Here is a 22,612-nt window from a genome sequence, read left to right as displayed (position 1 = left end):
TTTAATACCATTATTCTTTAACCGACGCAAGGCGTGCATAAATATATTGCCGAGTAATTTCAAAATAATATATTCTGCATATTTAATGATGGTTATTCTGACTTATTATTTATATATATAATTTAAAGTGCAAGGATGGCGGGGTTATGGATATTACTTTAGGGAAGAAACAGCGTGCCAGTCATTATTTTGTCTTTCACGGACGGGCTCGCGCCTATTTCTTTATTTGTTTGGTCAATATTATACTGTCAGTAATTACTTTAGGGATATTCATTCCCTGGGCATGGGTACGTAGTCGCCGTTACCTTTGTGAAAATATGGAGGTTAACGGTAACCGTTTTGCTTACCACGGGAAGGGTTTCACGATTTTACTTAGCTGGCTGCTAATGTTTATCGTGCTGGTTTTACTCAGTCTGGCGTTTGCCATTTTCTCTCACGGCAGCGAAGAATGGGTGACGTTAGCATATCTTATCCTACTGCCAGTCATGGTAATGAAGGGGTTAAGCTACCACGCGAATATGACCTCATTCGCTAATATTCGTTTCGGGTTTAAATGTAATCTACTGCGCGCATGGTGGATTATGCTTGGGTTACCTTTACTGATAATCGTACTAACGGTGGTTATCCTCGCTATTCCAGGAAGTCGTATTTGGTTAGGTTCAAGTATAAATGACATGCTAGTGGGTTTCGTTGCGCTGGTTTTACTGGCACTGTGTGTGATGGCCGTCGCCAGCGGGGTGGTTTACAGCCACTGGCTTGAACTGATCGGCAAAGGCGCAAGCTTAGGCAAAAATAAATTTAATATTTATATTAGCACTAAGCGTTGCGTCGTGGCTTTTTTATGGGCAATGGTAATTATATTGCCATTTATTATACTGTTTTTCGGGTTTTTCATTTCCGCATTCATGCAAATGATTACAGGATGTATGTTCGGCTTGTGTAATGAAAATACGGTTCTGTTTATGGCATTACGGCATCTTGGAACGGTGGCAGGAGGAAATTTATTTCTCGCCATCGGCATCGTGTTAGCCATGACGTATATCCAGGTAGCTTTACGTAATCACGCATGGAATAATTTGGTGCTTGGCGACAGCATTCGTTTTCGTTCTACCCTGACGTTTTTTGGCCTTGCTCCGCGTTTATTGGCTCTGACGTTTCTTTCTGTGCTGACATTGGGTCTGGCGTACCCCTGGTTAAAGATTAATTTGATGCGCTATATTGCCGCCAACACCGAGGTAATGGGTGACTTTGAAACGCTCGACCTGCAGCAAGATGAGGCCCATAAACCGCCAGTACCTGGCAAATTGTTCAGCGGTTTTTTACCTAACCTGCCGTTCTTATAATGTAAAAAAGCCGGAGCAAGCTCCGGCTTTTTATGCTTTGGCGAGTTATTACAGCGCGGCGATCACCGCCTGCTGTTCAATCAGTTTCGCTTTCGCTTCCGCGTAACCTTCCAGCTTCTCACGCTCTTTGGCGATAACCGCTTCCGGCGCGCGGGCCACAAAACCTTCATTGGACAGCTTGCTTTCGATACGGCCGATTTCCGCTTCGACTTTCGCCACTTCTTTCGCCAGACGCGCCAGCTCGGCTTCTTTGTCGATAAGGCCCGCCATCGGGATCAGCAACTCGGCGCCGTCGATAATCTTAGTCACGGAAACCGGACCTTTATCATCGGCAGGCAGAACGGTGATGCTTTCCAGACGCGCCAGGTTCAGCAGGAAGCTACGGTTGTCGTTAACACGGCGCTCGGCATCTTTGCTGCAGCCGCGCAGCAGCAGTTCCAGCGGCTTACCCGGAGCAATATTCATTTCCGCCCGGATGTTACGTACGGCAACGATCGCCTGCTTCAGCCATTCGGTATCCGCCAGCGCCGCTTCATCAACCTGAGAAGCCTCATACTGCGGGAACGGCTGCAGCATGATGGTGTCAGCGTTAATACCGCAAATGACCTTCACGCGCTGCCAGATGGTTTCCGTGATGAACGGGATGATCGGATGCGCCAGGCGCAGCAGACCTTCCAGCACGGTCACCAGCGTATGGCGAGTGCCGCGCAGTTCCGCTTCGCTGCCACCGTTCATGACCGGTTTGGTCAGTTCGAGGTACCAGTCGCAGAACTGGTTCCAGGTGAACTCATACAGGATGCCCGCGGCGATATCGAAGCGGAAGTTATCCAGCGCTTCGCGGTACGCTTTCACGGTCTGGTTGAATTCAGCCAGGATCCAGCGGTCGGCCAGGGACAGCACCATCTCGCCGCCGTTGAAACCGCAATCCTGATCTTCGGTATTCATCAGCACGAAGCGGCTGGCGTTCCACAGCTTGTTGCAGAAGTTACGGTAACCTTCCAGACGCTTCATATCCCAGTTGATGTCGCGGCCGGTAGAGGCCAGCGCCGCCAGGGTAAAGCGCAGGGCGTCAGTGCCGTGCGGCTCGATGCCGTTCGGGAACTGTTTCTCGGTACGCTTGCGGATTTTTTCCGCCAGTTGCGGCTGCATCATGTTGCCGGTACGTTTCTCCAGCAGCTCCGGCAAGGTGATGCCGTCAACCATATCCAGCGGGTCAATGACGTTACCCTTGGATTTGGACATCTTCTGGCCTTCGTCGTCGCGGATAAGGCCGGTCATGTAGACGGTCTTAAACGGAACCTGCGGCTTGCCGTTTTCATCTTTGATGAAGTGCATGGTCATCATGATCATGCGGGCAATCCAGAAGAAGATAATGTCGAAGCCGGACACCATCACGCTGGTCGGGTGGAACTGACGCAGCGCGTCGGTGTTTTCCGGCCAACCGAGGGTGGAGAAGGTCCATAGCGCGGAAGAGAACCAGGTATCCAGAACATCTTCGTCCTGACGCAGGGCAACGTCGGCGCTCAGGTTGTTTTCCTGACGCACTTCATCTTCGCTACGGCCAACGTAGACGTTGCCGTCGTTGTCATACCATGCCGGGATGCGGTGACCCCACCACAGCTGACGGGAAATACACCAATCCTGAATATCGCGCATCCAGGAGAAGTACATGTTTTCGTACTGCTTCGGCACGAACTGAATGTCGCCATTCTCAACGGCTTCAACTGCAGGCTTGGCCAGCACGTCGGCACGCACGTACCACTGGTCGGTCAGCATCGGTTCGATAACCACGCCGCCGCGGTCGCCGTAAGGCACGGTCAGGTCGTGCGGTTTGATTTCTTCCAGCAGGCCCAGCGCGTCGACGGCGGCAACCATCGCTTTACGCGCGGCAAAACGTTCCATCTTCTGGAATTCAGCCGGGATCTCGTTGGAATAAACGTCGGATTCATTGCCTTTGGTGTCATAGACTTCCGCGCTTTCGCGGATGTCGCCATCAAAGGTCAAAATATTAATCATCGGCAGCTGATGACGGCGGCCAACTTCGTAGTCGTTAAAGTCGTGCGCCGGGGTGATTTTCACGCAGCCGGTGCCTTTTTCCATATCGGCGTGTTCGTCGCCAACAATCGGAATGCGGCGGTTAACCAGCGGCAGCACCACGAATTTACCAATCAGGTCTTTGTAGCGCGGGTCTTCCGGGTTTACGGCCACGCCGGTATCGCCCAGCAGGGTTTCCGGACGAGTGGTGGCGACCACCAGGTAATCTTTACCGTCAGCGGTTTTCGCGCCATCGGCCAGCGGATAGCGGATGTGCCACATGGAACCTTTCGATTCGCGGTTCTCTACTTCGAGGTCGGAAATGGCGGTGCGCAGTTTCGGGTCCCAGTTCACCAGGCGCTTGCCGCGATAAATCAGGTCTTCTTTGTACAGGCGAACGAAGACCTCTTTCACCGCGTTGGACAGGCCTTCGTCCATTGTGAAGCGCTCGCGCTCCCAGTCTACGGAGTTGCCGAGGCGGCGCATCTGGCGGGTAATAGTGCCGCCGGATTCCGCTTTCCACTGCCAGATTTTATCGATGAAGGCATCGCGACCGTAGTCGTGGCGGGTTTTACCTTCTTCAGCGGCAATCTTACGCTCAACCACCATCTGGGTGGCGATACCCGCGTGGTCGGTACCGGCTTGCCACAGGGTGTTTTTACCCTGCATGCGCTGGTAGCGAATCATGGTATCCATGATGGTTTGCTGGAAGGCATGACCCATATGCAAACTGCCGGTGACGTTCGGCGGCGGGATCATGATGCAGAAGCTCTCCTGGCTTTCATCACCATTCGGTTTGAAATAGCCCTGCTTTTCCCAGTGCTCGTAAAGCGGCTGTTCGATATCTTGTGGGTTGTATGTCTTTTCCATTATTTCCAGGTTGCCGTGTTCAGGTTGAAACCAGCCATGCGGTACGCTTTATAGCGTTCGCGCGCCAGTTGTTTCAGAGAATCTTCGTAAGGGACAAAGTCTATCACTTCTGTGAAAGCGGTGGCAAAATCTGCAAAGTTTAGCCGCAGGCTGATAAGAATATCCCGCGGACTGCTGTTGCGCTTTTGCGGCCAGGCAATTTCTACCGGCGCGCCGCCTCTCGGACCTTCGCCCGCCAGGTTATGCGGCACAAAGCTCTCCGGCGGCCGCGTCCACAGCGCTTCGTCGAGGCGAATAGCCTGCTGTTCATCTTCACAGGCGATCAGTACGCGCTTGCCGTTGCGCCAACGTTCTGCGGCAATTTCACACACCAGCTGTTCGACGGCGCTGAGCTCGTCGATGGTGTCTTCGTTGTCCAGAAGATAGAACGTTGCGTTTTTCATATATGGGGCTTCTTGTTGTGGATTTAAATGCAAAGCCGGGTGGCGCTACGCTTACCCGGCCTACAAACGGCATCTTTCCGTAGGCCCGGTAAGCGTAGCGCCACCGGGCATCAGACGGCAATCACTCTTCGCCGTTAAAACCCGCACGATTGAGCAGGAACTGAGACAGCAGCGCCACCGGACGACCGGTTGCGCCTTTGGCCTTCCCGGAACGCCAGGCGGTACCGGCGATGTCGAGGTGTGCCCAGTTGTACTTGCGGGTGAAGCGTGACAGGAAGCAGCCAGCGGTAATCGCGCCACCAGGACGGCCGCCGATGTTGGCCATATCCGCAAAGTTGGACTCCAGCTGATCCTGGAACTCGTCGGCCAGCGGCAGACGCCATGCGCGGTCGCCGGCCAGTTCGGAGGCGCCGATCAGCTCATGAGCCAGCGGGTTATGGTTCGACATCAGGCCGGTGATGTGATGGCCGAGGGCAATCACGCAGGCGCCGGTCAGCGTTGCGACATCGATAACCGCTTCCGGTTCGAAGCGCTCAACGTAGGTCAATACGTCGCACAGCACCAGACGGCCTTCGGCATCGGTATTCAGCACTTCAACGGTCTGTCCGGACATGGTGGTCAGAACATCGCCCGGGCGATACGCGCGGCCGCCAGGCATGTTTTCACAGCCCGCCAGCACGCCGATGACGTTTAGCGGCAGCTGTAACTCGGCAACCATTCGCATTACGCCGTAAACCGCCGCCGCGCCGCACATGTCGTACTTCATCTCGTCCATGCCTTCGGCAGGCTTGATGGAGATACCGCCGGAGTCGAAGGTCAGGCCTTTACCGACCAGCACGATAGGGCGCGCGTCTTCAGACGGGTTGCCTTTATACTCGATGACCGACATCAGCGACTCGTTCTGCGAACCGTTACCGACGGCGAGATAGGAGTTCATCCCCAGCTCGCGCATCTGCTGCTCGCCGATTACGCGGGTGATGACGTTCTTGCTGTAGGTGTCGGCCAGCTGGCGCGCTTGGGAAGCAAGGTAAGCCGCGTTACAGATATTTGGCGGCATGTTGCCGAGGTCTTTTGCCGCTTTGATACCGGCTGCGATCGCCAGGCCATGTTGAATGGCGCGTTCGCCGCTGGTGAGCTCGCGGCGAGTCGGCACGTTGAAGACCATTTTACGCAGCGGACGACGCGGCTCGCTTTTGTTGGTCTTCAACTGATCGAAGCTGTACAGCGTCTCTTTGGCGGTTTCAACGGCCTGGCGAACTTTCCAGTAGTTGTTGCGACCTTTAACGTGCAGTTCGGTCAGGAAGCAGACGGCTTCCATCGAACCAGTGTCATTCAGAGTATTAATGGTTTTCTGAATAACTTGTTTATACTGACGTTCATCCAGTTCGCGCTCTTTACCACAGCCGATGAGCAGAATGCGCTCAGACAGGATGTTCGGCACATGGTGCAGTAACAAGGTCTGGCCAGGCTTGCCTTCGAGCTCGCCGCGACGCAGCAGGGCGCTGATGTAACCGTCGCTGATTTTATCGAGTTGTTCGGCGATGGGGGAGAGGCGACGTGGTTCGAAGACGCCGACCACGATACAGGCACTCCGCTGCTTCTCCGGGCTACCGCTTTTTACACTGAACTCCATGCACTATGCTCCTGAATCTTAAAGACAACAGTGGTGGCTACGGCTATACTCGTCGCCTTTCCAGTTGCAGATGCGTTGGCTACGCCTGCTTACCCCTGACGCTGGCTGATGCCGCACCGGGGCTTCACAGTCCTGCCGCCTTTCTACAACTCGAAATCCATTGAGTATATAATTGCAAGCTTTCGTAACTCATGTCCGCTGTTGCGGTGACTTCGTGTTAATCTTAACGTTATTACGGCTTTGGTTCGTCAGAAAAGATCCTGATACGCAGAACCGATGAGTCATTTAATCTTAGCGATGTTTTCGACGACAAAAGAGAATAAATGACGTTTAAGCCATGAAACAAGCAATTTTCCTGCAATAAGACGGGTTTTTACGGGCGTATTTATAGTGATAATCATAAGATATCTGGTTCGTGAGACGCTGAAAAGCCAGTTGGCGATCCTATTCATCCTGTTGCTGATTTTCTTCTGTCAGAAACTCGTCAGGATCCTCGGCGCCGCGGTAGATGGCGATATCCCGACCAACCTGGTGCTCTCACTGTTAGGGCTGGGCGTACCGGAAATGGCGCAGCTCATTCTGCCCCTGAGTCTTTTCCTCGGGCTGTTGATGACGCTCGGCAAACTGTATACCGAAAGTGAAATTACGGTGATGCACGCCTGCGGCTTAAGTAAAGCCGTATTGATTAAGGCGGCGATGATCCTCGCCCTGTTTACCGGCGCCGTCGCGGCGGTCAACGTGATGTGGGCGGGGCCGTGGTCGTCGCGCCATCAGGACGAAGTACTGGCGGAAGCCAAAGCTAACCCTGGAATGGCGGCGCTGGCTCAGGGCCAGTTCCAGCAGGCCAGCGACGGCAGCGCGGTGCTGTTTATCGAAAACGTCAACGGCAACCGCTTCAACGACGTGTTCCTGGCGCAACTGCGGCCTAAAGGCAACGCGCGTCCTTCCGTGGTGGTGGCGGACTCCGGCGAGCTGTCGCAGAAAAAAGACGGCTCCCAGGTGGTCACCATGACCCAGGGGACGCGTTTTGAAGGCACGGCGATGCTGCGCGATTTCCGTATTACCGACTTTAAAAATTACCAGGCGGTTATTGGCCATCAGGCGGTAGCGGCCGATCCCAGCGACACCGAACAGATGAATATGCGCACCCTGTGGCGTACCGACACCGATCGCGCCCGCGCCGAACTGCACTGGCGCTTCACGCTGGTGGCGGCGGTGTTCATGATGGCGCTGATGGTTGTCCCGCTCAGCGTGGTGAACCCGCGTCAGGGCCGCGTGCTGTCTATGCTGCCGGCGATGCTGCTGTATCTGGTGTTCTTCCTGCTGCAAACGTCGATCAAATCGAACGCGGGTAAAGGCAAAATGGACCCCGCCATCTGGATGTGGGGCGTGAACCTGCTCTACTTCGCGCTGGCGGTGCTGCTTAACCTGTGGGATACGGTGCCGATGCGTCGTTTCCGTGCCCGGTTTAATAAAGGAGCGGTGTGATGCAGGCGTTTGGCGTACTTGACCGCTATATCGGTAAAACCATTTTTAACACCATCATGATGACGCTGTTCATGCTGGTGTCGCTCTCCGGCATTATTAAGTTTGTCGACCAGCTGAAAAAAGCCGGGCAGGGCAGCTATGATGCGCTGGGAGCAGGACTCTATACTATTCTCAGCGTGCCAAAAGATGTGCAAATCTTCTTCCCAATGGCGGCCCTGCTTGGGGCTTTGCTGGGGCTGGGGATGCTGGCGCAGCGTAGCGAGCTGGTGGTGATGCAGGCTTCCGGCTTTACCCGTATGCAGGTGGCGCTGGCGGTGATGAAAACGGCGATCCCGCTGGTGTTGTTGACCATGGCGATGGGTGAATGGGTGGCGCCGCAGGGCGAACAGATGGCGCGCAACTACCGTGCGCAGCAGATGTACGGCGGTTCGCTGCTGTCGACCCAGCAGGGTTTGTGGGCGAAAGACGGGCATAATTTTGTCTACATTGAGCGGGTGAAGGGCAACGATGAGCTGGGCGGGGTGAGCATCTACCAGTTTAACGATAACCGTCGTCTGCAATCGGTTCGCTATGCCGCTTCCGCTAAGTTTGATAATGAAGCTAAGGTTTGGCGTCTGTCGCAGGTTGATGAGTCCGACCTGACCGATCCGAAGCAGGTAACCGGTACCCAGATGGTCAGCGGTACCTGGAAGACCAAACTAACGCCGGACAAACTCGGCGTGGTTGCGCTGGATCCGGATGCGCTGTCAATCAGCGGCCTGCATAACTACGTGACCTATCTGAAGTCCAGCGGTCAGGATCCGGGCCGTTACCAGCTCAACATGTGGAGCAAAATCTTCCAGCCGCTGTCGGTGGCCGTGATGATGCTGATGGCGCTGTCGTTTATTTTTGGTCCATTGCGGAGCGTGGCGATGGGGGTGAGGGTCGTAACCGGGATTAGCTTCGGCTTTATCTTCTACGTCCTCGACCAGATATTTGGCCCACTGACGTTGGTTTACGGCATACCGCCAATCATCGGCGCGCTGCTGCCAAGCGCAAGCTTCTTCCTGATAAGCCTTTGGCTGATGATGAGAAAAGCGTAGTTCGATAAATGACCCGGCCAAGCGCAAGCAACGCCGGGTTTTTTGTGCCTGCCGTTTGAGTGGCTATCCGCAGTGTAATGCCCTGTATTGTTGTCGCCCGGATCGGACGCAGCGCGCCGCAATCCGGGGCTCGACACTGACGTCAACGGCGCCTTCCGCCAAGCAGGCTGCCCAGCATGCCGCGGACAATCTGGTTGGTGACCTGACGTACGGCGCTTTTGGCCGCGGTCTGTACGATACCGTCTCGTTTACCGCCGCGCGGGCCGGTTGTGCCGAACAGAATATCTTTCAGTCCGCCGAGCAGCCCGTCGTCATCGCCGCTTTGTTGGCCTTTTGCCGGCGGCGCCGACTGCTGCTCTGTGGCGACCTGCACCCCTTTTTGCAACATTTCGAAGGCCGACTCGCGGTCAATCTCTTCTTCATACTTGCCGTATAGCGCCGAGTGGTTAATCAGGCCATTACGCTCATCATCGCTGACCGGCCCCATCCGTGAACATGGGGCGATGACCATCGCACGCTCAACTACCGACGGACTGCCTTTTTCGTCGAGGAAGGAGATCAGCGCTTCGCCGGTACCGAGCTCCTGAATGGCCTGCTCGGTACTGAACGCCGGATTGGCGCGCATGGTCTGGGCGGCGGTCTTCACAGCTTTTTGATCCTTCGGGGTAAAGGCTCGCAGGGCATGCTGCACGCGGTTGCCCAACTGGCCGAGCACGGCATCCGGGATATCCGACGGATTCTGCGAGACAAAATAGACGCCGACCCCTTTAGAACGGATAAGGCGAATCACCTGCTCGATTTTATCCAGCAGTACCTGCGGCGCATCGTTAAACAGCAGGTGGGCTTCGTCGAAGAAGAACACCAGCTTCGGTTTTTCGAGGTCGCCGGCTTCCGGCAGGCGCTCGTAGAGTTCGGAGAGCATCCACAGCAGGCTGGCGGCGTACAGCTTTGGCATCTGATAGAGCTTTTCGGCGCTGAGGATATTAATCACCCCTTTACCGCTGGCATCGACACGCATCCAGTCCTGAATATCCAGCATCGGTTCGCCGAAGAAGTGCTCTGCGCCTTGCTGCTCCAGGGTCAACAGACCACGTTGGATAGCGCCTACCGACGCGCTGCTGATGTTGCCGTACTGATTCTGGAAAGCTTTGGCGTTATCGCCAATAAACTGGGTAATGGCGCGAAGATCTTTAAAGTCGAGCAGCAGCAGACCGCGATCGTCAGCGATACGGAAAATAATGTTCAGCACGCCGCTTTGTACTTCATTCAGGTTGAGCAAGCGGGCGAGCAGCAGGGGGCCGAGGTCAGACACCGTGGCGCGCACCGGGTGGCCCTTTTCACCAAAGATATCCCAAACAACCACCGGGTTGGCGTGCGGCTCCCAGTCGGTAACGCCGATTTTTTCCAGACGCGCCTGAAGTTTCTCAGAGCTCTGGCCTGCCTCCGCGATACCGGTCAGGTCGCCTTTCACATCGGCCATAAAGACCGGCACGCCGATCTCAGAAAACGACTCCGCCAGCTTTTGCAGAGTAACGGTTTTACCGGTGCCGGTGGCGCCGGTAATTAAGCCGTGACGGTTGGCCATTGCCGGCAGCAGGTGGAGCTGTTTGTCCAGCGTGCGTGCAATTAGCAGGGGTGAGCTCATGATCGATTCCTCCATTTATCCTGCGTCGATTATAGGCAACCTGACAGCAAAAAGAGGGAGGAAATCGATAACTCTCAACGTTTAATCTCACGCGCAGTGGCGTTGAATCAGCGCAATGCTCTGTTCAATCTCGCGGCGAATATCCTCTTCACGCCATGACGCCAGCTGCGGGGCGAAAGGCTCGAAGGCGTAATCGCCACGATATCCGCGGGCTTCGAGATGTTTTACCTGCTGGCAGGTCAGCAGCCTATCTTGTGGTGTCAGCATGATGCGCTCGTCGTCGGTCAACTGTTCTCGCGGGCGGGGATCGTCAACGCCGGAGAGGTGAACCAGACCTATCTCAGCAACGTCCAGCTGGCTGAATTCCTCTTCAGCTTGTGGATAGAGGTGGTGGTGGAAAGTATCAATTAACAGTTTAAACGGTACCTGGGCGTCGCGAATAAGCGCCTGCGCCTGCGCCGCCGAGCGCAGCGAACTTTGTGGGAAGCCCAGCGGCTCGACCAGGCCCTGAATGCCATATTGTTCGAACAGCGGCGCCAGCTCGCGCATAGCGGCAAGCGTTTCTTGCGGCGCTACGGTGGCGCCATCGTTTAACGGGCACATCACCAGCGATTTGGCGCCAATAGCCTGCGCCTCTTTTAGCAGCGACTCCGTCAGTTGACGTACTTCAGCGCTGTGGCGGTTGAAGGGATAGACGGCGTTGATCGTCAGAATTTCAAGCTGGTAACGGTCGGCCAGCCTGCGCACCTGCTGGTAGGTGAGCGCGTCGGTGACTTTACCGCTGGGTAAATCATTTCGCAGCTCGACCTTACGCAGCCCGAGTTCGCTCACCAGACGGAAAAACGCCTCAATGCTGAGCGACGGCGCAATTTTACGATTGATACAGAAACGCTGCAGGGCAATGGCCATTTGACACTCCTGACAAGATGTTGACTGGTTTAGTTCGATTGTCAGGTAGTTAAAATGTTTATTTCATCATTGGCAATGGATGAAATGATGGTTATTTGAGCACGATCGCAAAATAGTTGCTGCGCCATTTCATGGTTTACATCAAAGCTAACCGCATAAAATCTCACCTTCTATACTGCTGTGATATGAAATCACATAGAGAGAGGCTTGCTGAAAAATGCGACAGCTATCACCAAAGTGGAATTTCATTTTATCTGTTTATTGAAATATAAATTTCATTTTACTACGGTTATAGCACAGCACAATCAGCGACGGGCCGTAACTTGAACGGCCTTCTACACTATGAGGCGAGAAGATGACTATCACAGGTAACTTTATTGGTGGGAAAACGGTAACCAGCAGCAGCCGCGAAACGATGCCGGTGTACGACCCGGCCACTGGCGATGTAGTTCGCGAAGTCACGCTTTCCACCGCGCAGGAGGTTTCCGACGCAATCCAGGTCGCTCGCGACGCTTTTGACAGCTGGTCCCGCACCACGCCGCTGCGCCGCGCCCGCGTGCTGTTCAATTTTAAAATGCTGCTCGAACAGCACGTCGATGAACTGGCGGGAATTATCGTTAGCGAGCACGGCAAAGTGTGGTCCGATGCGTTGGGCGAGCTGACCCGCGGCATGGAAGTGGTTGAGTTCGCCTGCGGTATTCCGCATCTCATTAAAGGTGAGTTTTCTTCCGACGTGGGTACCGGCGTCGACAGCTATTCGCTCATGCAGCCGCTGGGCGTGGTGGCGGGGATAACGCCGTTTAATTTCCCGGCGATGGTGCCGATGTGGATGTTCCCCATCGCGCTGGCCTGCGGCAACAGCTTCGTGCTGAAACCACCGGCGCTGGCGCCAACCGCGGCGGTACGCATGGCTGAGTTACTGAAAGAAGCCGGTCTGCCGGATGGCGTCTTTAACGTCATCCATTGCAGCAATGAAGATGCCGAGCAGCTTTATACCGACCCGCGTATTGCCGCCGTCAGCTTTGTCGGCTCCTCCGGCGTGGCGGAATATATCTATAAAACCGCCAGCGCTCACGGAAAACGCGTCCAGGCGTTTGGCGCGGCGAAAAACCATGCCATCGTGATGCCGGACGCCGATCTTGATGCGACCGTGAATGCCATTATGGGCGGCGCGTATGGTTCCGCTGGCGAGCGCTGTATGGCCCTGCCGGTAGTGGTGGCCGTCGGTGACGAGACCGCAGATAAGTTAATCGCCCGCCTGAAACCATTAGTTGAGTCGCTGAAAGTCGGTCCCGGCTGCCTGCGCGGCAAAGACGAAAACGAAATGGGGCCGGTGGTATCCGAAGCGCATCAGAAAAAAGTACTCGGCTATATTGATAAGGGCGTCAGCGAGGGGGCGTCGTTGGTGGTGGATGGCCGCAGGCTGCGCGTGGCTGGCCATGAGGACGGATATTACGTTGGCGGTACGCTGTTTGACCACGTCACTCCGGAAATGACCATCTGGCGCGAAGAGATATTTGGTCCGGTGCTGGGGATCGTTCGCGTCGCTGATTACCAAAGTGCGCTGGCGCTGGTTAACAGCCATGAATTTGGCAACGGCAGCGCCGTCTTTACCAGCAACGGCCATACCGCCCGCGAGTTCGTCCATGACGTACAGGCCGGCATGGTTGGCGTCAACGTACCGGTGCCGGTGCCGATGGCCTTCCATAGCTTCGGCGGCTGGAAGCGCTCGGTATTTGGCGCGCTGAACGTCCACGGGCCGGACGGCGTCCGCTTCTATACCCGTATGAAAACTGCCACCGTGCGCTGGCCGCAGGGGCAGCAAACCGTATCTGAATTCAGTATGCCGACGTTAGGTTAATCGGCGAAGGAGAACGCTATGTCGTTATTGGCTAAAGCGCAAAAAGAGGGACATATCCAGCACATCACCCCGCAGAGCGCGGGGTGGCAGTATATTGGCTTTGATGTCTGGATGTTAAAACAGGGGCAAACCGTGACCCTGGAGAGCGGCGAGCGTGAGCTATGTCTGGTACTGGTTTCCGGGCTGGCCTCGATCAAAACTCAGCACGCCGATTTTCCCGACCTTGGTAAACGCATGTCGCCATTCGAGCGTACGCCGCCGTGGTCGGTCTATGTGCCGCCGCACGATAAGGTCGAGGTCACTGCAGATTCCGATCTTGAGCTGGCGGTTTGCAGCGCGCCGGGCAAAGGCAGCTTCCCGGCGCGAGTGATACGGCCTGAGGATGTCGGCGTAGAGCATCGCGGTAAAGGGCGCAACCAGCGCCTGGTGCACAATATTCTGCCGGATAATGCGCAGGCGGATTGCCTGCTGGTGGTGGAAGTCTACACCGAAGAAGGGGCGACCAGCTCCTGGCCATCGCACAAGCACGATACCGCGCTGCCGGGGCAGGAAACCCAGCTGGAAGAGACCTACTACCACCGCTTCGATCCGCCGCAAGGCTTTGCCTTTCAGCGAGTGTACACCGATGACCGCAGCCTGGATGCCTGTATGGCGCCCTATAACCATGATGTGGTGATGGTGCCGCGCGGCTACCATCCGGTAGCGGCGATCGCCGGTTACAACAGCTACTATCTGAACGTAATGGCGGGGCCGGATCGTAAGTGGCTATTTACCTGGGAAGACGATCACGCCTGGATCAACAGCGATCGCTATTCATAGTGCGCGATAAACGAGAAAAGCCGGGGATGTCCCCGGCTTTTTTGTCTGTTGATTGCCGTTGTTTACAGCGTAGCGCAACGGGTAATCAGGCGCGGTGCTGCTGCGGCTCTTTGCTGCTATTCAATGCCAGCGATACCGCCAACGTCTGCGCCAGGCACAGCGAGGCCACCTGCGAACGGAAACCATCTACCTGCGCTTCACGCACCACAAAGCACACATCACTGAAGGCGGCAAGCGGGCTTACCTGGCTATCGGTAATGGCGATTTGTCGCGCCTTGCGCTGGGCGCCAAGCTCAACCAGCTCCACCACTTCACGGGCGTAGGGCGAGAAACTCACCGCCACAACCACATCCTTCGGCCCCACCAGACTGAGCTGCTCGGTGAACATCCCGCCGAGGCCGTCGATCAGGAAGGCTTTGCGATCCAGATGGCGCAGCGCGTAGGTCAGGTAAGAGGCGACGCTGAACGAGCGACGCAGGCCGATGACATAGATATTTTCCGCATCCGCCAGTAAATCTACCGCGCGGTTGAGGTCTTCGCCGGAGGTCTGCATTGCCAGTTGCTGCAGCGCCTGGGTATTGACCATGCTGAACATGTTGAGGATTTCCGTCGGCGTTTCCGGCGGCGTCGTTTCGTCGTTAGTGGTCTGGCGGAACAGACGCGCGCGCTCGGTGTAGTTGGCGGTCTCTTCCATCAGATGCTGCCTGAACATCTGCTTCATTTCGTTAAAGCCGCTAAAGCCAAAGGCGTTAGCGAAGCGAATCAGCGTTGAGGGCGGAACGTCAGCCTGTTGCGCAATGGAGGCTACGGTATCGAAAGCAACGCTATTACTGTTATCCAGTATATAGCGCGCCACCTGCTTCAGACGTTTGCTGAGCGTGTCGTAGCGCCGTCTGATTTCATCCTGCAGGATGGTCAGTTGGGTCGGATTATTAGCCATAAGTTGCGCTCTGAGAAAATGGAAGGAATATGGCTTCCAGTGTACCAAATGAAGCGAATTTTTCATTTTTTGCGATGAAATACGCGATTCATTTCACGAAGAAACCGCAGGCCCGCCATTTTCAAGGAAGAGGCGGGCCTGAAGGAGGTTAGCCGCGCGCTTCGCGCCAGTAGCCGATGAGCCGCAAATAGTTACGCTTCACTTCATCGATTAGCGTGGCGTCATCCAGTTCGCCCTGCATCCAGCGGCGCGAAGGCTGGCCAAAGATGGTGCGGCCGACGGCAAAACCCTTGATCATCGGGTATCCGGCCGCTTCGGCGAAACCTGAACGCAGGCGATCCGATGGGGCATCCAGCCCCAGGAGCAGGATGCCCCGGCACCATGGATCTTCGCGCTCGATAAGCGCTGAGATCCGCTCCCACTGGGCGCTGGCCAGCGGCGGCAGTTTCCACCAGTCCGGCTGGATCCCCAACTGATAGAAGTGCTCCAGCATAGTGTGGTAGTGGCGTTCGTCTTTGTCCGGTCCGTTCTCCGGCAGGATCACTTCCAATAGCAGCTCGTGTCCGGACTTATTACAGGCCTGCCAGACTTCAAGCAGCAGCGCGTCCTGCTCGGCGCGCAGCGCCGCCGGATCGTCCGGATGGTAAAAGACCAGACATTTGACGACGTGCTCAAGCGGCCAGTCGATCAGTTGTGAGCCAATATTACCGTGCTCAAGGCGCAGCGGACGCGAGCTGGGGAGCTCAATTGGCCGACCGATCCACCAGCCTTTACCGGTAATGGCGTTAAGCGCACGCTGGCCGTAGGTGCCGTCGGCCAGGATACCGCTACGCTGTTCAAGCCCGGCCTCAGCGGCTGCGGCTTCGGCGGCTGCCAACAGTAGCAGCTTGAGCCGGGGAATGCAGGCCGGATCGCGGCCGGTTTCTAACGCCAGGTCCGCCAGTTGTTTGCGGTGGTCAAAGGCGAAGATACATAGCTCTGGCCACGGCTGGCGGCGGCTGGTCACCCGGTGCAAGTGATTGAGCCGCGCATCGATATCCGGGCGCGGAACGGCATCTGCCCGCGATAGATAATCATCAAGTTCGACTTTCGTCGGCATCGCCGGCGCGCAGCCGTGGCGCGAAACCACCAGCGCGCCGCAGGCGTTGGCGTAGCGGCAGGCCTGTTCCCAGCCTTCATCATTCAGCCAGCCGCGCAGCAGGCCGGACATAAAGGCGTCGCCGGCGCCGAGCACGTTAAGCACCTCGACGCGAACGCCCTGCTGCAGCGGGACGCTATCCCAGCTATCCGGGATCGCGCCTTCCAGCACCACGCAACCCATCGGCCCGCGCTTGCAGACCAGCGTCGCGTTAGTGGCGTGGCGCACGTTTTTCAGCGCGGTGAGGGTGTCGGTACTGCCGCCGGCAATATGAAACTCCTCTTCGGTGCCCACGACTAAATCGAACAGATGCAGAACTTCCTGCAGCTGGCGGGTCACCGGTCCGGATTCAATGAAACGCGTTTCACCGTCGCCAAGTGAAGTCAGCCCCCACAGCACCGGGCGATAGTCGATATCCAGTGCGGTACGCAGACCGTGGCGGCGGGCGTATTCCAGCGCTTTCAGCACCGCTTCGCGGGTATTGGCATGTGAAAGATGCGTGCCGGTCACCGCCAGAGCGCGGGAAGAAGCGATGTACTGTTCATTAATATCGTCAGGCGTCAGCGCCATATCGGCGCAGTTGTCACGGTAGAAAATCAGCGGAAAGGTATCCTGATCCTTGATTCCCAGCATCACCAATGCGGTCAGCCGGTCTTTATCAGTGATCAGGTATTCGGTATCGACCCCTGCGCGGCTGAGGGTTTCACGCAGGAAGCGACCGTTGTGTTCATCGCCAACGCGGGCCAGCATTGCTGATTTCAACCCCTGAATCGCGGTGCCAAAGGCGACGTTGCCTGAGGAGCCGCCGAGATATTTGGCGAAACTCGCCACATCTTCCAACCTTGCCCCTATCTGCTGGGCGTAGAGATCGACGGCCACCCGGCCAATACAGATGACGTCGAGCCGCTTAACTGCTGCATTCATCGCTTGGGTTTCCTTTTGCATATTTGCTGCCAGGAGAAGGTCGCTCGAGTGACGGTCTGCCGTGAACAGCCTGATGGTTATTGGTTATCTCTAGTTTGAGAAATAAATATTTCATTTTCAAATCTAATCGAAATTAAAAAACCAAAAGTGTGAAGGATCTACCACTCTGCGCGGCTGAGCAGCTGCCTGCTCATACATGCTGTCTGCGTCCCGTTTACCCATGTTCCCCTTTTTTTAATATCAATATTATCCATAATTTTCATGTAGATAATTTTGTTTTTCCTCTTTTGTTTGGAAGCCTTCTCGCGAAGGAGATGTAAGTGAAACGTGTGAAATGGGTAGAGAGTTTGATCCTTCTCGCAAAATGAAACATTTCTTCTGTATTTGTGTTTAATGAAAAAAATGTTTGCCTATAATCCAAAAATATTCCAGTGGACGTTAACGGCTTTCCCGCACCTACGCCATCTTCTTTGGCGAGCAAAGCGCTAACTCACACGACAAATACTGAACGATAAGGATTAGGCAACATGGGCAAACTGAGACTGACAATGGCGCAGGCGCTGGTGAAGTTCCTTGATAACCAGTATCTGGAGGTGGACGGCGAAGCGCAGAAATTCGTGAAAGGGATTTTCGCTATTTTTGGTCACGGCAACGTGTTGGGCTTAGGCCAGGCGCTGGAAGAAAACCGCGGCGAGCTGCGGGTTTATCAGGGGCGTAATGAACAAGGAATGGCGCATGCGGCGACCGGCTTTGCTCGCCAGTCGCTGCGTCGGCAGATTATAGCCTGTACTTCATCCATCGGCCCCGGGGCGGCCAACATGATCACCGCCGCGGCGACGGCTACGGCCAACCGTATCCCGCTGTTATTACTGCCGGGCGATGTATTCGCCACCCGCCAGCCGGACCCGGTACTGCAGCAAATCGAACAGAGCTACGATCTGAGTATCACGACTAACGACGCATTTCGCGCGGTGAGTAAGTACTGGGATCGTATTACCCGCCCGGAACAGCTCATGAGCGCCTGCATTAATGCCATGCGCGTGCTGACGGATCCGGCGGAAACCGGCGCCGTCACCTTGTGTCTGCCGCAGGACGTGCAGGGTGAAGCCTGGGATTATCCCGAGTCCTTTTTTGCCCGCCGCGTCCACCGTCTGGATCGCCGTCCGCCAAGCGCGGCGCAGCTGGCGGATGCGGTAGCGGCAATAAAAGCCAGCCGTAAACCGCTCATCGTCTGCGGCGGCGGCGTGAAATATTCCGCGGCAGGCGATGCGCTGGTGAGCTTCGCCGAACGTTACGGCATTCCGTTTGCGGAAACGCAGGCCGGTAAGGGCACGGTGGTTTCATCGCATCCGCTGAACGTCGGTGGCGTTGGCGAAACTGGCTGTCTGGCTGCCAATCTGTTGGCGAAAGAGGCCGATCTGGTCATCGGTATCGGCACACGCTTTAGCGATTTCACCACCTCCTCGAAATGGATATTCCAATCCCCTGGCGTGCGCTTTCTTAACGTTAACGTCAGTAATTTTGATGCCTGGAAGCTGGACGGCATCCCAATGCTGGCGGACGCCCGCGAGGCGCTAAGCGCGCTCAGCGCTGCGCTGTCGAACGAGCCCTGGCAGGCAGAATGGGGCGCGCAGATTGCAAGCGTCCAGAGCCGGCAGATGAAAGAGACCCAGCGCGTCTATCAGGCGGTCTGGCAGGAAACGGATTTCGTACCAGAAATTGATGACCATATTGACCGTGAATCGGTATATCGCGAATTCCGTCAAATCACGGATTCTACCCTGACGCAAAGCAGCGTTCTTGGCCTGCTGAACGAGTCGCTGGCGGCGGATGCGGTCATTGTGGCGGCGGCGGGCAGCCTGCCGGGGGATTTACAACGCGTCTGGCGCAACCGGGCGCCGAACACCTATCACGTCGAGTACGGCTACTCATGCATGGGTTATGAAGTCAACGCCGCTCTCGGCGTGAAGCTGGCGCAGCCGCAGAGCGAGGTCTATTCGCTGGTCGGCGATGGCTCCTTCATGATGCTGCACTCTGAACTGGTTACCTCCTTGCAGGAGCGGGCGAAGATCAACGTCATTCTGCTCGACAACATGGCGAACGGCTGCATCAACAACCTGCAGCTGGAACACGGTATGGATAGCTTCGGCACCGAGTTCCGCTACCGCTCGGCGGAAAACGGCCAGCTGCAGGGCGGGCTGGTGCCGGTGGATTTCGCCACGATCGCTTCCGGCTACGGCTGCAAGACCTGGCGGGTCACCACCCTCGATGAGCTTCGCCATGCGCTGGATGCCGCTCGCCGTGAAACCGTCAGCACGCTTATCGACATTAAAGTGCTGCCGAAAACCATGGTCCACAAATACGGGAGCTGGTGGAACGTCGGCGTGGCGCAGACGGCGCTGTCGGAACGCATCCGTAAAGTCGCTGAAATGATTAATGAAAAACGCGCCCAGGCGCGGGATTACTAACAAAGAACACGAACCCTGAACCCTACAGAACTACGGAGAGAACCATCATGTCACTCAAATTAGGTGTCATCGGCGCAGGCGCCATCGGTAAAGAACATATCCGTCGCTGCACCCAGGTCTTACAGGGGGCGACCGTGGTCGCCGTATCCGATATCAATGCCGATAACGCGCGTGTGGCGGTGGCGCTGCCGGGTGTGCTGGCGGAAGTCTATGCCGACGGCCATGATGTGATTAAGGCCAGCGACGTCGATGCCGTGCTGGTCACCTCATGGGATCCAACCCATGAAGAGTATACCCTGGCAGCGATCGCTGCCGGTAAGCCGGTGTTCTGCGAGAAGCCGCTGGCGATGAGCGCGGAAGGCTGCCGCCGTATCGTTGATGCCGAAATGAAAGCCGGGCGTCGCCTGGTGCAGGTCGGCTTTATGCGTCCTTACGATGAAGGCTATCTGGCGCTGAAGAAAGTCATTGATGACGGCGATATCGGCGCGCCGCTGATGCTGCGCTGCGCCCACCGCAACCAGTCGGTCGGCGAGAACTACACCACCGATATGGCGATCACCAACACCCTGATCCACGAACTGGACGTACTGCGCTGGCTGCTGAACGATGATTATCGTTCGGTGCAAGTACGCTTCCCGCGTTCGACCTCGCATACCCATGCGCGGCTGAAAGACCCGCAGATCGTCTCGTTTGAAACCAAAAAAGGCATTCTGATTGACGTCGAAGTCTTCGTGAACTGCCAGTACGGCTACGACATCCAGTGTGAAGTGGTTGGCGAAATGGGCATTGCGCGCCTGCCGGAACCATCAGCGGTGGAGATGCGTAAAGCCGCCAGCCTGTCTACCGCCATCCTCACCGACTGGAAAGACCGTTTCATCAAAGCCTACGACGTCGAACTGCAGGCATTCATCAATGATGTTAAAGCCGGCAAGCTGCAGGGCCCTTCCGCCTGGGACGGCTATGCGGCATCGGTTGCCGCCGACGCCTGTCTGAAGGCGCAAGAGTGTAACGAACCGGTAGCAGTGTCGCTGCCTGAGTGCCCGGCATTCTACCAACGCTAAATCATCCTTCACCGACGTAACGTTTCAAACAGGTAACGACGATGAAAATTGCTTTTGATGTCGATGTGATTCGCGATCTCGGGATCACCAGAATGGTCCAGCAGGTGGCGGAGTGGGGCTACAAATACATTGAGCAGTCGCCGCACCCGCAGATTAACCCGTTCTACAAGCATCCGCGCGCCAGCCGGGAGATCATGGCCGAGTACAAGCGGGCACTGCGTGACAACGGCGTTGAACTCTCCTCGTTCATCTGCGTTTATCGTTGGTCTGGCCCGGATGAGCTGCGCCGACAGGCGGCGGTGAAGAACTGGAAGCGGCTAATCGAAGTGGCGGTGGAGATGGGCGTGCAGGTTATCAACACCGAATTTTCCGGCGATCCTAACCAGCCGGAAATTTGCGAAGAGATGTTCTACCGCTCGATGGAAGAGCTGCTGCCGATATTCGAACGTGAAGGTATCCGCCTCGAAATCCAGGCCCATCCGTGGGACTTCTGCGAAGAAAACAACGAGACGGTGGATATCGTTAAGTCCTTCCGCAGCGACAACGTGAAGTATGTCTACAGCGTACCGCACACCTTTTTCTACGACAAAGGCAAAGGTGAAGTTGAGAAGATGCTGCGCTATGCCGGGCAGGACCTGTCGCACGTGTTGATTGCCGATACCCGCAACCACACCAAACACTGCCGCTATATCGTTAATCCGCCGGGCGTTGACGCCGCCGTACACCAGCACGTCGGCGTCGGCGAGGGGGATGTCGATTTCAATGCTCTGTTTAGCACCCTGCGCGATATGCGCTTCGCTGAACAGACCTTCAAAGTTGGCGGTGAACCGATCGTCTGCACCTCGCTGTTTGGTTACCCGGAAAAGATGAAATACCAGGCCGTGGAAACGCGTGAACTTATCGAACGTGAACTGCTGCGCCGGTAAGGCGCGGCGGCAGGAGCATCAAAATGAACAAAGACAACGTCAAACTAGCTATCGCCCCTATCGGTTGGACTAACGACGATATGCCTGAGCTGGGAAGCGAAAACACCTTTCAGCAAACGGTCAGCGAAATGGCGCTGGCCGGGTTTACTGGCAGCGAAGTCGGCAGCAAATATCCGCGCGACCCGGCGGTGCTGAAGCCGATGCTGGATATTCGCGGCATGCAGATTTGCAACGCCTGGTTCAGCACCTTCTTCGCGAATGGCCAAAGAGAAAAAACCATCGATGAATTCGTTAACCACATGAATTTCCTCCATGCGATGGGCGCGAAGGTGATTGGCTGCTCTGAACAAAGCGGCAGTATCCAGGGGCTCGATAAACCGATCCTCGGCGATGTAAAACCGTGCTTTAGCGACGAAGAGTGGCAGCGGGTAGCCGAAGGTTATAACGCGCTTGGCAAACTGGCGGCAGAGAAGGGGATGCAGGTTTGTCTGCATCACCATATGGGCACCGGCATTCAGACTACCGCGGAGATCGACAAGTTTATGTCGCTGGTGGACGAACGCGTCTTCCTGCTCTATGACACCGGTCACGCCTGGTATTCAGAGGGCGGCGAGGCGCCGATGCTGGCGATCCTGAAAAAATATCTGCCGCGCATCAACCACGTGCATCTGAAAGACGTCCGCCCCGCGGTGATTGAGCAGGTGCGCCGCGAAGGGCTCTCATTCCTCGACGGCGTCAAGAAAGGCACCTTTACCGTACCGGGAGATGGCGCCATCGATTTCCGTCCGGTTTTCCAGTTGCTGGATGACTACGGCTACAAGGGCTGGATGGTGGTGGAAGCCGAACAAGACCCCGCGCTGGCGAACCCCTTCGAATACGCCGTAAAGGCGCGTAAGTACATCCGCGAAACGGCAGGAATCTGATCGTTGATGCATTTCGGGCCACACAGCTGCGTGGCCTGCTTTTTCTAAACCTCAAGAGAACCACACGAGAACGACACGTCCGTGAGGCAGGAGGCCTCTGTATTC

The 22,612-nt window shown here is 56.1% G+C and carries 16 protein-coding genes; 9 read left to right on the top strand and 7 right to left on the bottom strand.

What is annotated here, in order from left to right; translation table 11 throughout:
- The first annotated feature begins 146 nt into the window (after window positions 1-146).
- Complete coding sequence (locus tag ABLV78_RS22575) at window positions 147-1,343, top strand: YjgN family protein (protein ID WP_072058223.1); 1,197 nt, start codon at window positions 147-149, stop codon at window positions 1,341-1,343.
- A gap of 48 nt (window positions 1,344-1,391) precedes the next feature.
- Here ABLV78_RS22575 and ABLV78_RS22570 read toward each other — a convergent pair whose 3' ends face one another.
- From ABLV78_RS22570 to pepA, 3 genes are all read right to left on the bottom strand, one after another.
- Window positions 1,392-4,247: a valine--tRNA ligase gene (locus tag ABLV78_RS22570; protein ID WP_045394712.1), complete on the bottom strand. Its 2,856-nt coding sequence runs from the start codon at window positions 4,245-4,247 to the stop codon at window positions 1,392-1,394.
- Window positions 4,247-4,690, bottom strand: coding sequence for a DNA polymerase III subunit chi (gene holC / locus ABLV78_RS22565; protein ID WP_047046203.1), 444 nt, complete (start codon window positions 4,688-4,690; stop codon window positions 4,247-4,249). Before holC ends, ABLV78_RS22570 begins: the two co-directional genes overlap by 1 nt.
- 121 nt (window positions 4,691-4,811) lie before the next feature.
- Window positions 4,812-6,323 carry a leucyl aminopeptidase gene (pepA, locus tag ABLV78_RS22560; protein WP_008807121.1) on the bottom strand — a complete coding sequence of 504 codons (1,512 nt, stop codon included), beginning with the start codon at window positions 6,321-6,323 and terminating at the stop codon, window positions 4,812-4,814.
- 390 nt (window positions 6,324-6,713) lie between these two features.
- Between pepA and lptF the strand changes: the two genes are divergently transcribed.
- Complete coding sequence (gene lptF, locus ABLV78_RS22555) at window positions 6,714-7,811, top strand: LPS export ABC transporter permease LptF (RefSeq protein ID WP_045394713.1); 1,098 nt, start codon at window positions 6,714-6,716, stop codon at window positions 7,809-7,811.
- Window positions 7,811-8,893, top strand: coding sequence for an LPS export ABC transporter permease LptG (gene lptG, locus ABLV78_RS22550; RefSeq protein ID WP_045394714.1), 1,083 nt, complete (start codon window positions 7,811-7,813; stop codon window positions 8,891-8,893). The genes lptF and lptG overlap by 1 nt, the downstream gene beginning before the upstream one ends.
- Before the next feature lie 142 nt (window positions 8,894-9,035).
- Here the strand turns inward: lptG and ABLV78_RS22545 are convergent, their stop codons facing one another.
- On the bottom strand, window positions 9,036-10,538 hold the full coding sequence (locus ABLV78_RS22545; RefSeq protein WP_047046200.1) for a helicase HerA-like C-terminal domain-containing protein: 1,503 nt from the start codon (window positions 10,536-10,538) through the stop codon (window positions 9,036-9,038).
- A gap of 87 nt (window positions 10,539-10,625) precedes the next feature.
- A complete protein-coding gene (locus ABLV78_RS22540) occupies window positions 10,626-11,447 on the bottom strand; it encodes a TIM barrel protein (RefSeq protein ID WP_047046198.1) in 822 nt (273 codons plus the stop codon).
- Window positions 11,448-11,802: 355 nt separating this feature from the next.
- On the opposite strand from ABLV78_RS22540, the gene ABLV78_RS22535 reads away from it, so the two are divergent.
- Both ABLV78_RS22535 and iolB read left to right on the top strand, forming a co-directional pair.
- Window positions 11,803-13,308: a CoA-acylating methylmalonate-semialdehyde dehydrogenase gene (locus ABLV78_RS22535; RefSeq protein ID WP_015368538.1), complete on the top strand. Its 1,506-nt coding sequence runs from the start codon at window positions 11,803-11,805 to the stop codon at window positions 13,306-13,308.
- 18 nt (window positions 13,309-13,326) lie between these two features.
- Entirely contained in the window at window positions 13,327-14,127 is an 801-nt protein-coding gene (gene iolB, locus ABLV78_RS22530) for a 5-deoxy-glucuronate isomerase (RefSeq protein ID WP_047046197.1), read from the top strand.
- Window positions 14,128-14,212: 85 nt separating this feature from the next.
- On the opposite strand, the gene ABLV78_RS22525 is transcribed toward iolB, so the two are convergent.
- Together ABLV78_RS22525 and ABLV78_RS22520 are read right to left on the bottom strand one after the other, a co-directional pair.
- Window positions 14,213-15,067, bottom strand: coding sequence for a MurR/RpiR family transcriptional regulator (locus ABLV78_RS22525; RefSeq protein WP_015368536.1), 855 nt, complete (start codon window positions 15,065-15,067; stop codon window positions 14,213-14,215).
- Between the two features lie 148 nt (window positions 15,068-15,215).
- Window positions 15,216-17,129, bottom strand: a complete 1,914-nt coding sequence (locus ABLV78_RS22520) for a bifunctional 5-dehydro-2-deoxygluconokinase/5-dehydro-2-deoxyphosphogluconate aldolase (RefSeq protein WP_047046194.1) — start codon at window positions 17,127-17,129, stop codon at window positions 15,216-15,218.
- 527 nt (window positions 17,130-17,656) lie between these two features.
- Here ABLV78_RS22520 and iolD point away from each other — a divergent pair.
- Genes iolD through iolE form a run of 4 tightly spaced genes read left to right on the top strand, consistent with a single transcriptional unit; the run spans window position 17,657 to window position 22,507 of the window.
- A complete protein-coding gene (gene iolD / locus ABLV78_RS22515) occupies window positions 17,657-19,597 on the top strand; it encodes a 3D-(3,5/4)-trihydroxycyclohexane-1,2-dione acylhydrolase (decyclizing) (protein WP_047046192.1) in 1,941 nt (646 codons plus the stop codon).
- Between the two features lie 47 nt (window positions 19,598-19,644).
- Window positions 19,645-20,658 (top strand): bifunctional inositol 2-dehydrogenase/D-chiro-inositol 1-dehydrogenase, encoded by a 1,014-nt coding sequence (gene iolG, locus ABLV78_RS22510; protein ID WP_047046189.1) that lies wholly within the window; start codon window positions 19,645-19,647, stop codon window positions 20,656-20,658.
- A gap of 41 nt (window positions 20,659-20,699) precedes the next feature.
- Window positions 20,700-21,584, top strand: coding sequence for a sugar phosphate isomerase/epimerase family protein (locus tag ABLV78_RS22505; RefSeq protein WP_047046186.1), 885 nt, complete (start codon window positions 20,700-20,702; stop codon window positions 21,582-21,584).
- A gap of 23 nt (window positions 21,585-21,607) precedes the next feature.
- Window positions 21,608-22,507 (top strand): myo-inosose-2 dehydratase, encoded by a 900-nt coding sequence (iolE, locus tag ABLV78_RS22500; protein WP_047046183.1) that lies wholly within the window; start codon window positions 21,608-21,610, stop codon window positions 22,505-22,507.
- The last annotated feature ends 105 nt before the right edge of the window (window positions 22,508-22,612 follow it).

This window comes from Klebsiella sp. CN_Kp075 (genome assembly GCF_040065055.2).
Lineage (GTDB): Bacteria > Pseudomonadota > Gammaproteobacteria > Enterobacterales > Enterobacteriaceae > Klebsiella > Klebsiella aerogenes.
The sequence above is the reverse complement of the archived record's forward strand: the minus strand, read 5'-3'. Positions and strand labels throughout refer to the sequence as shown.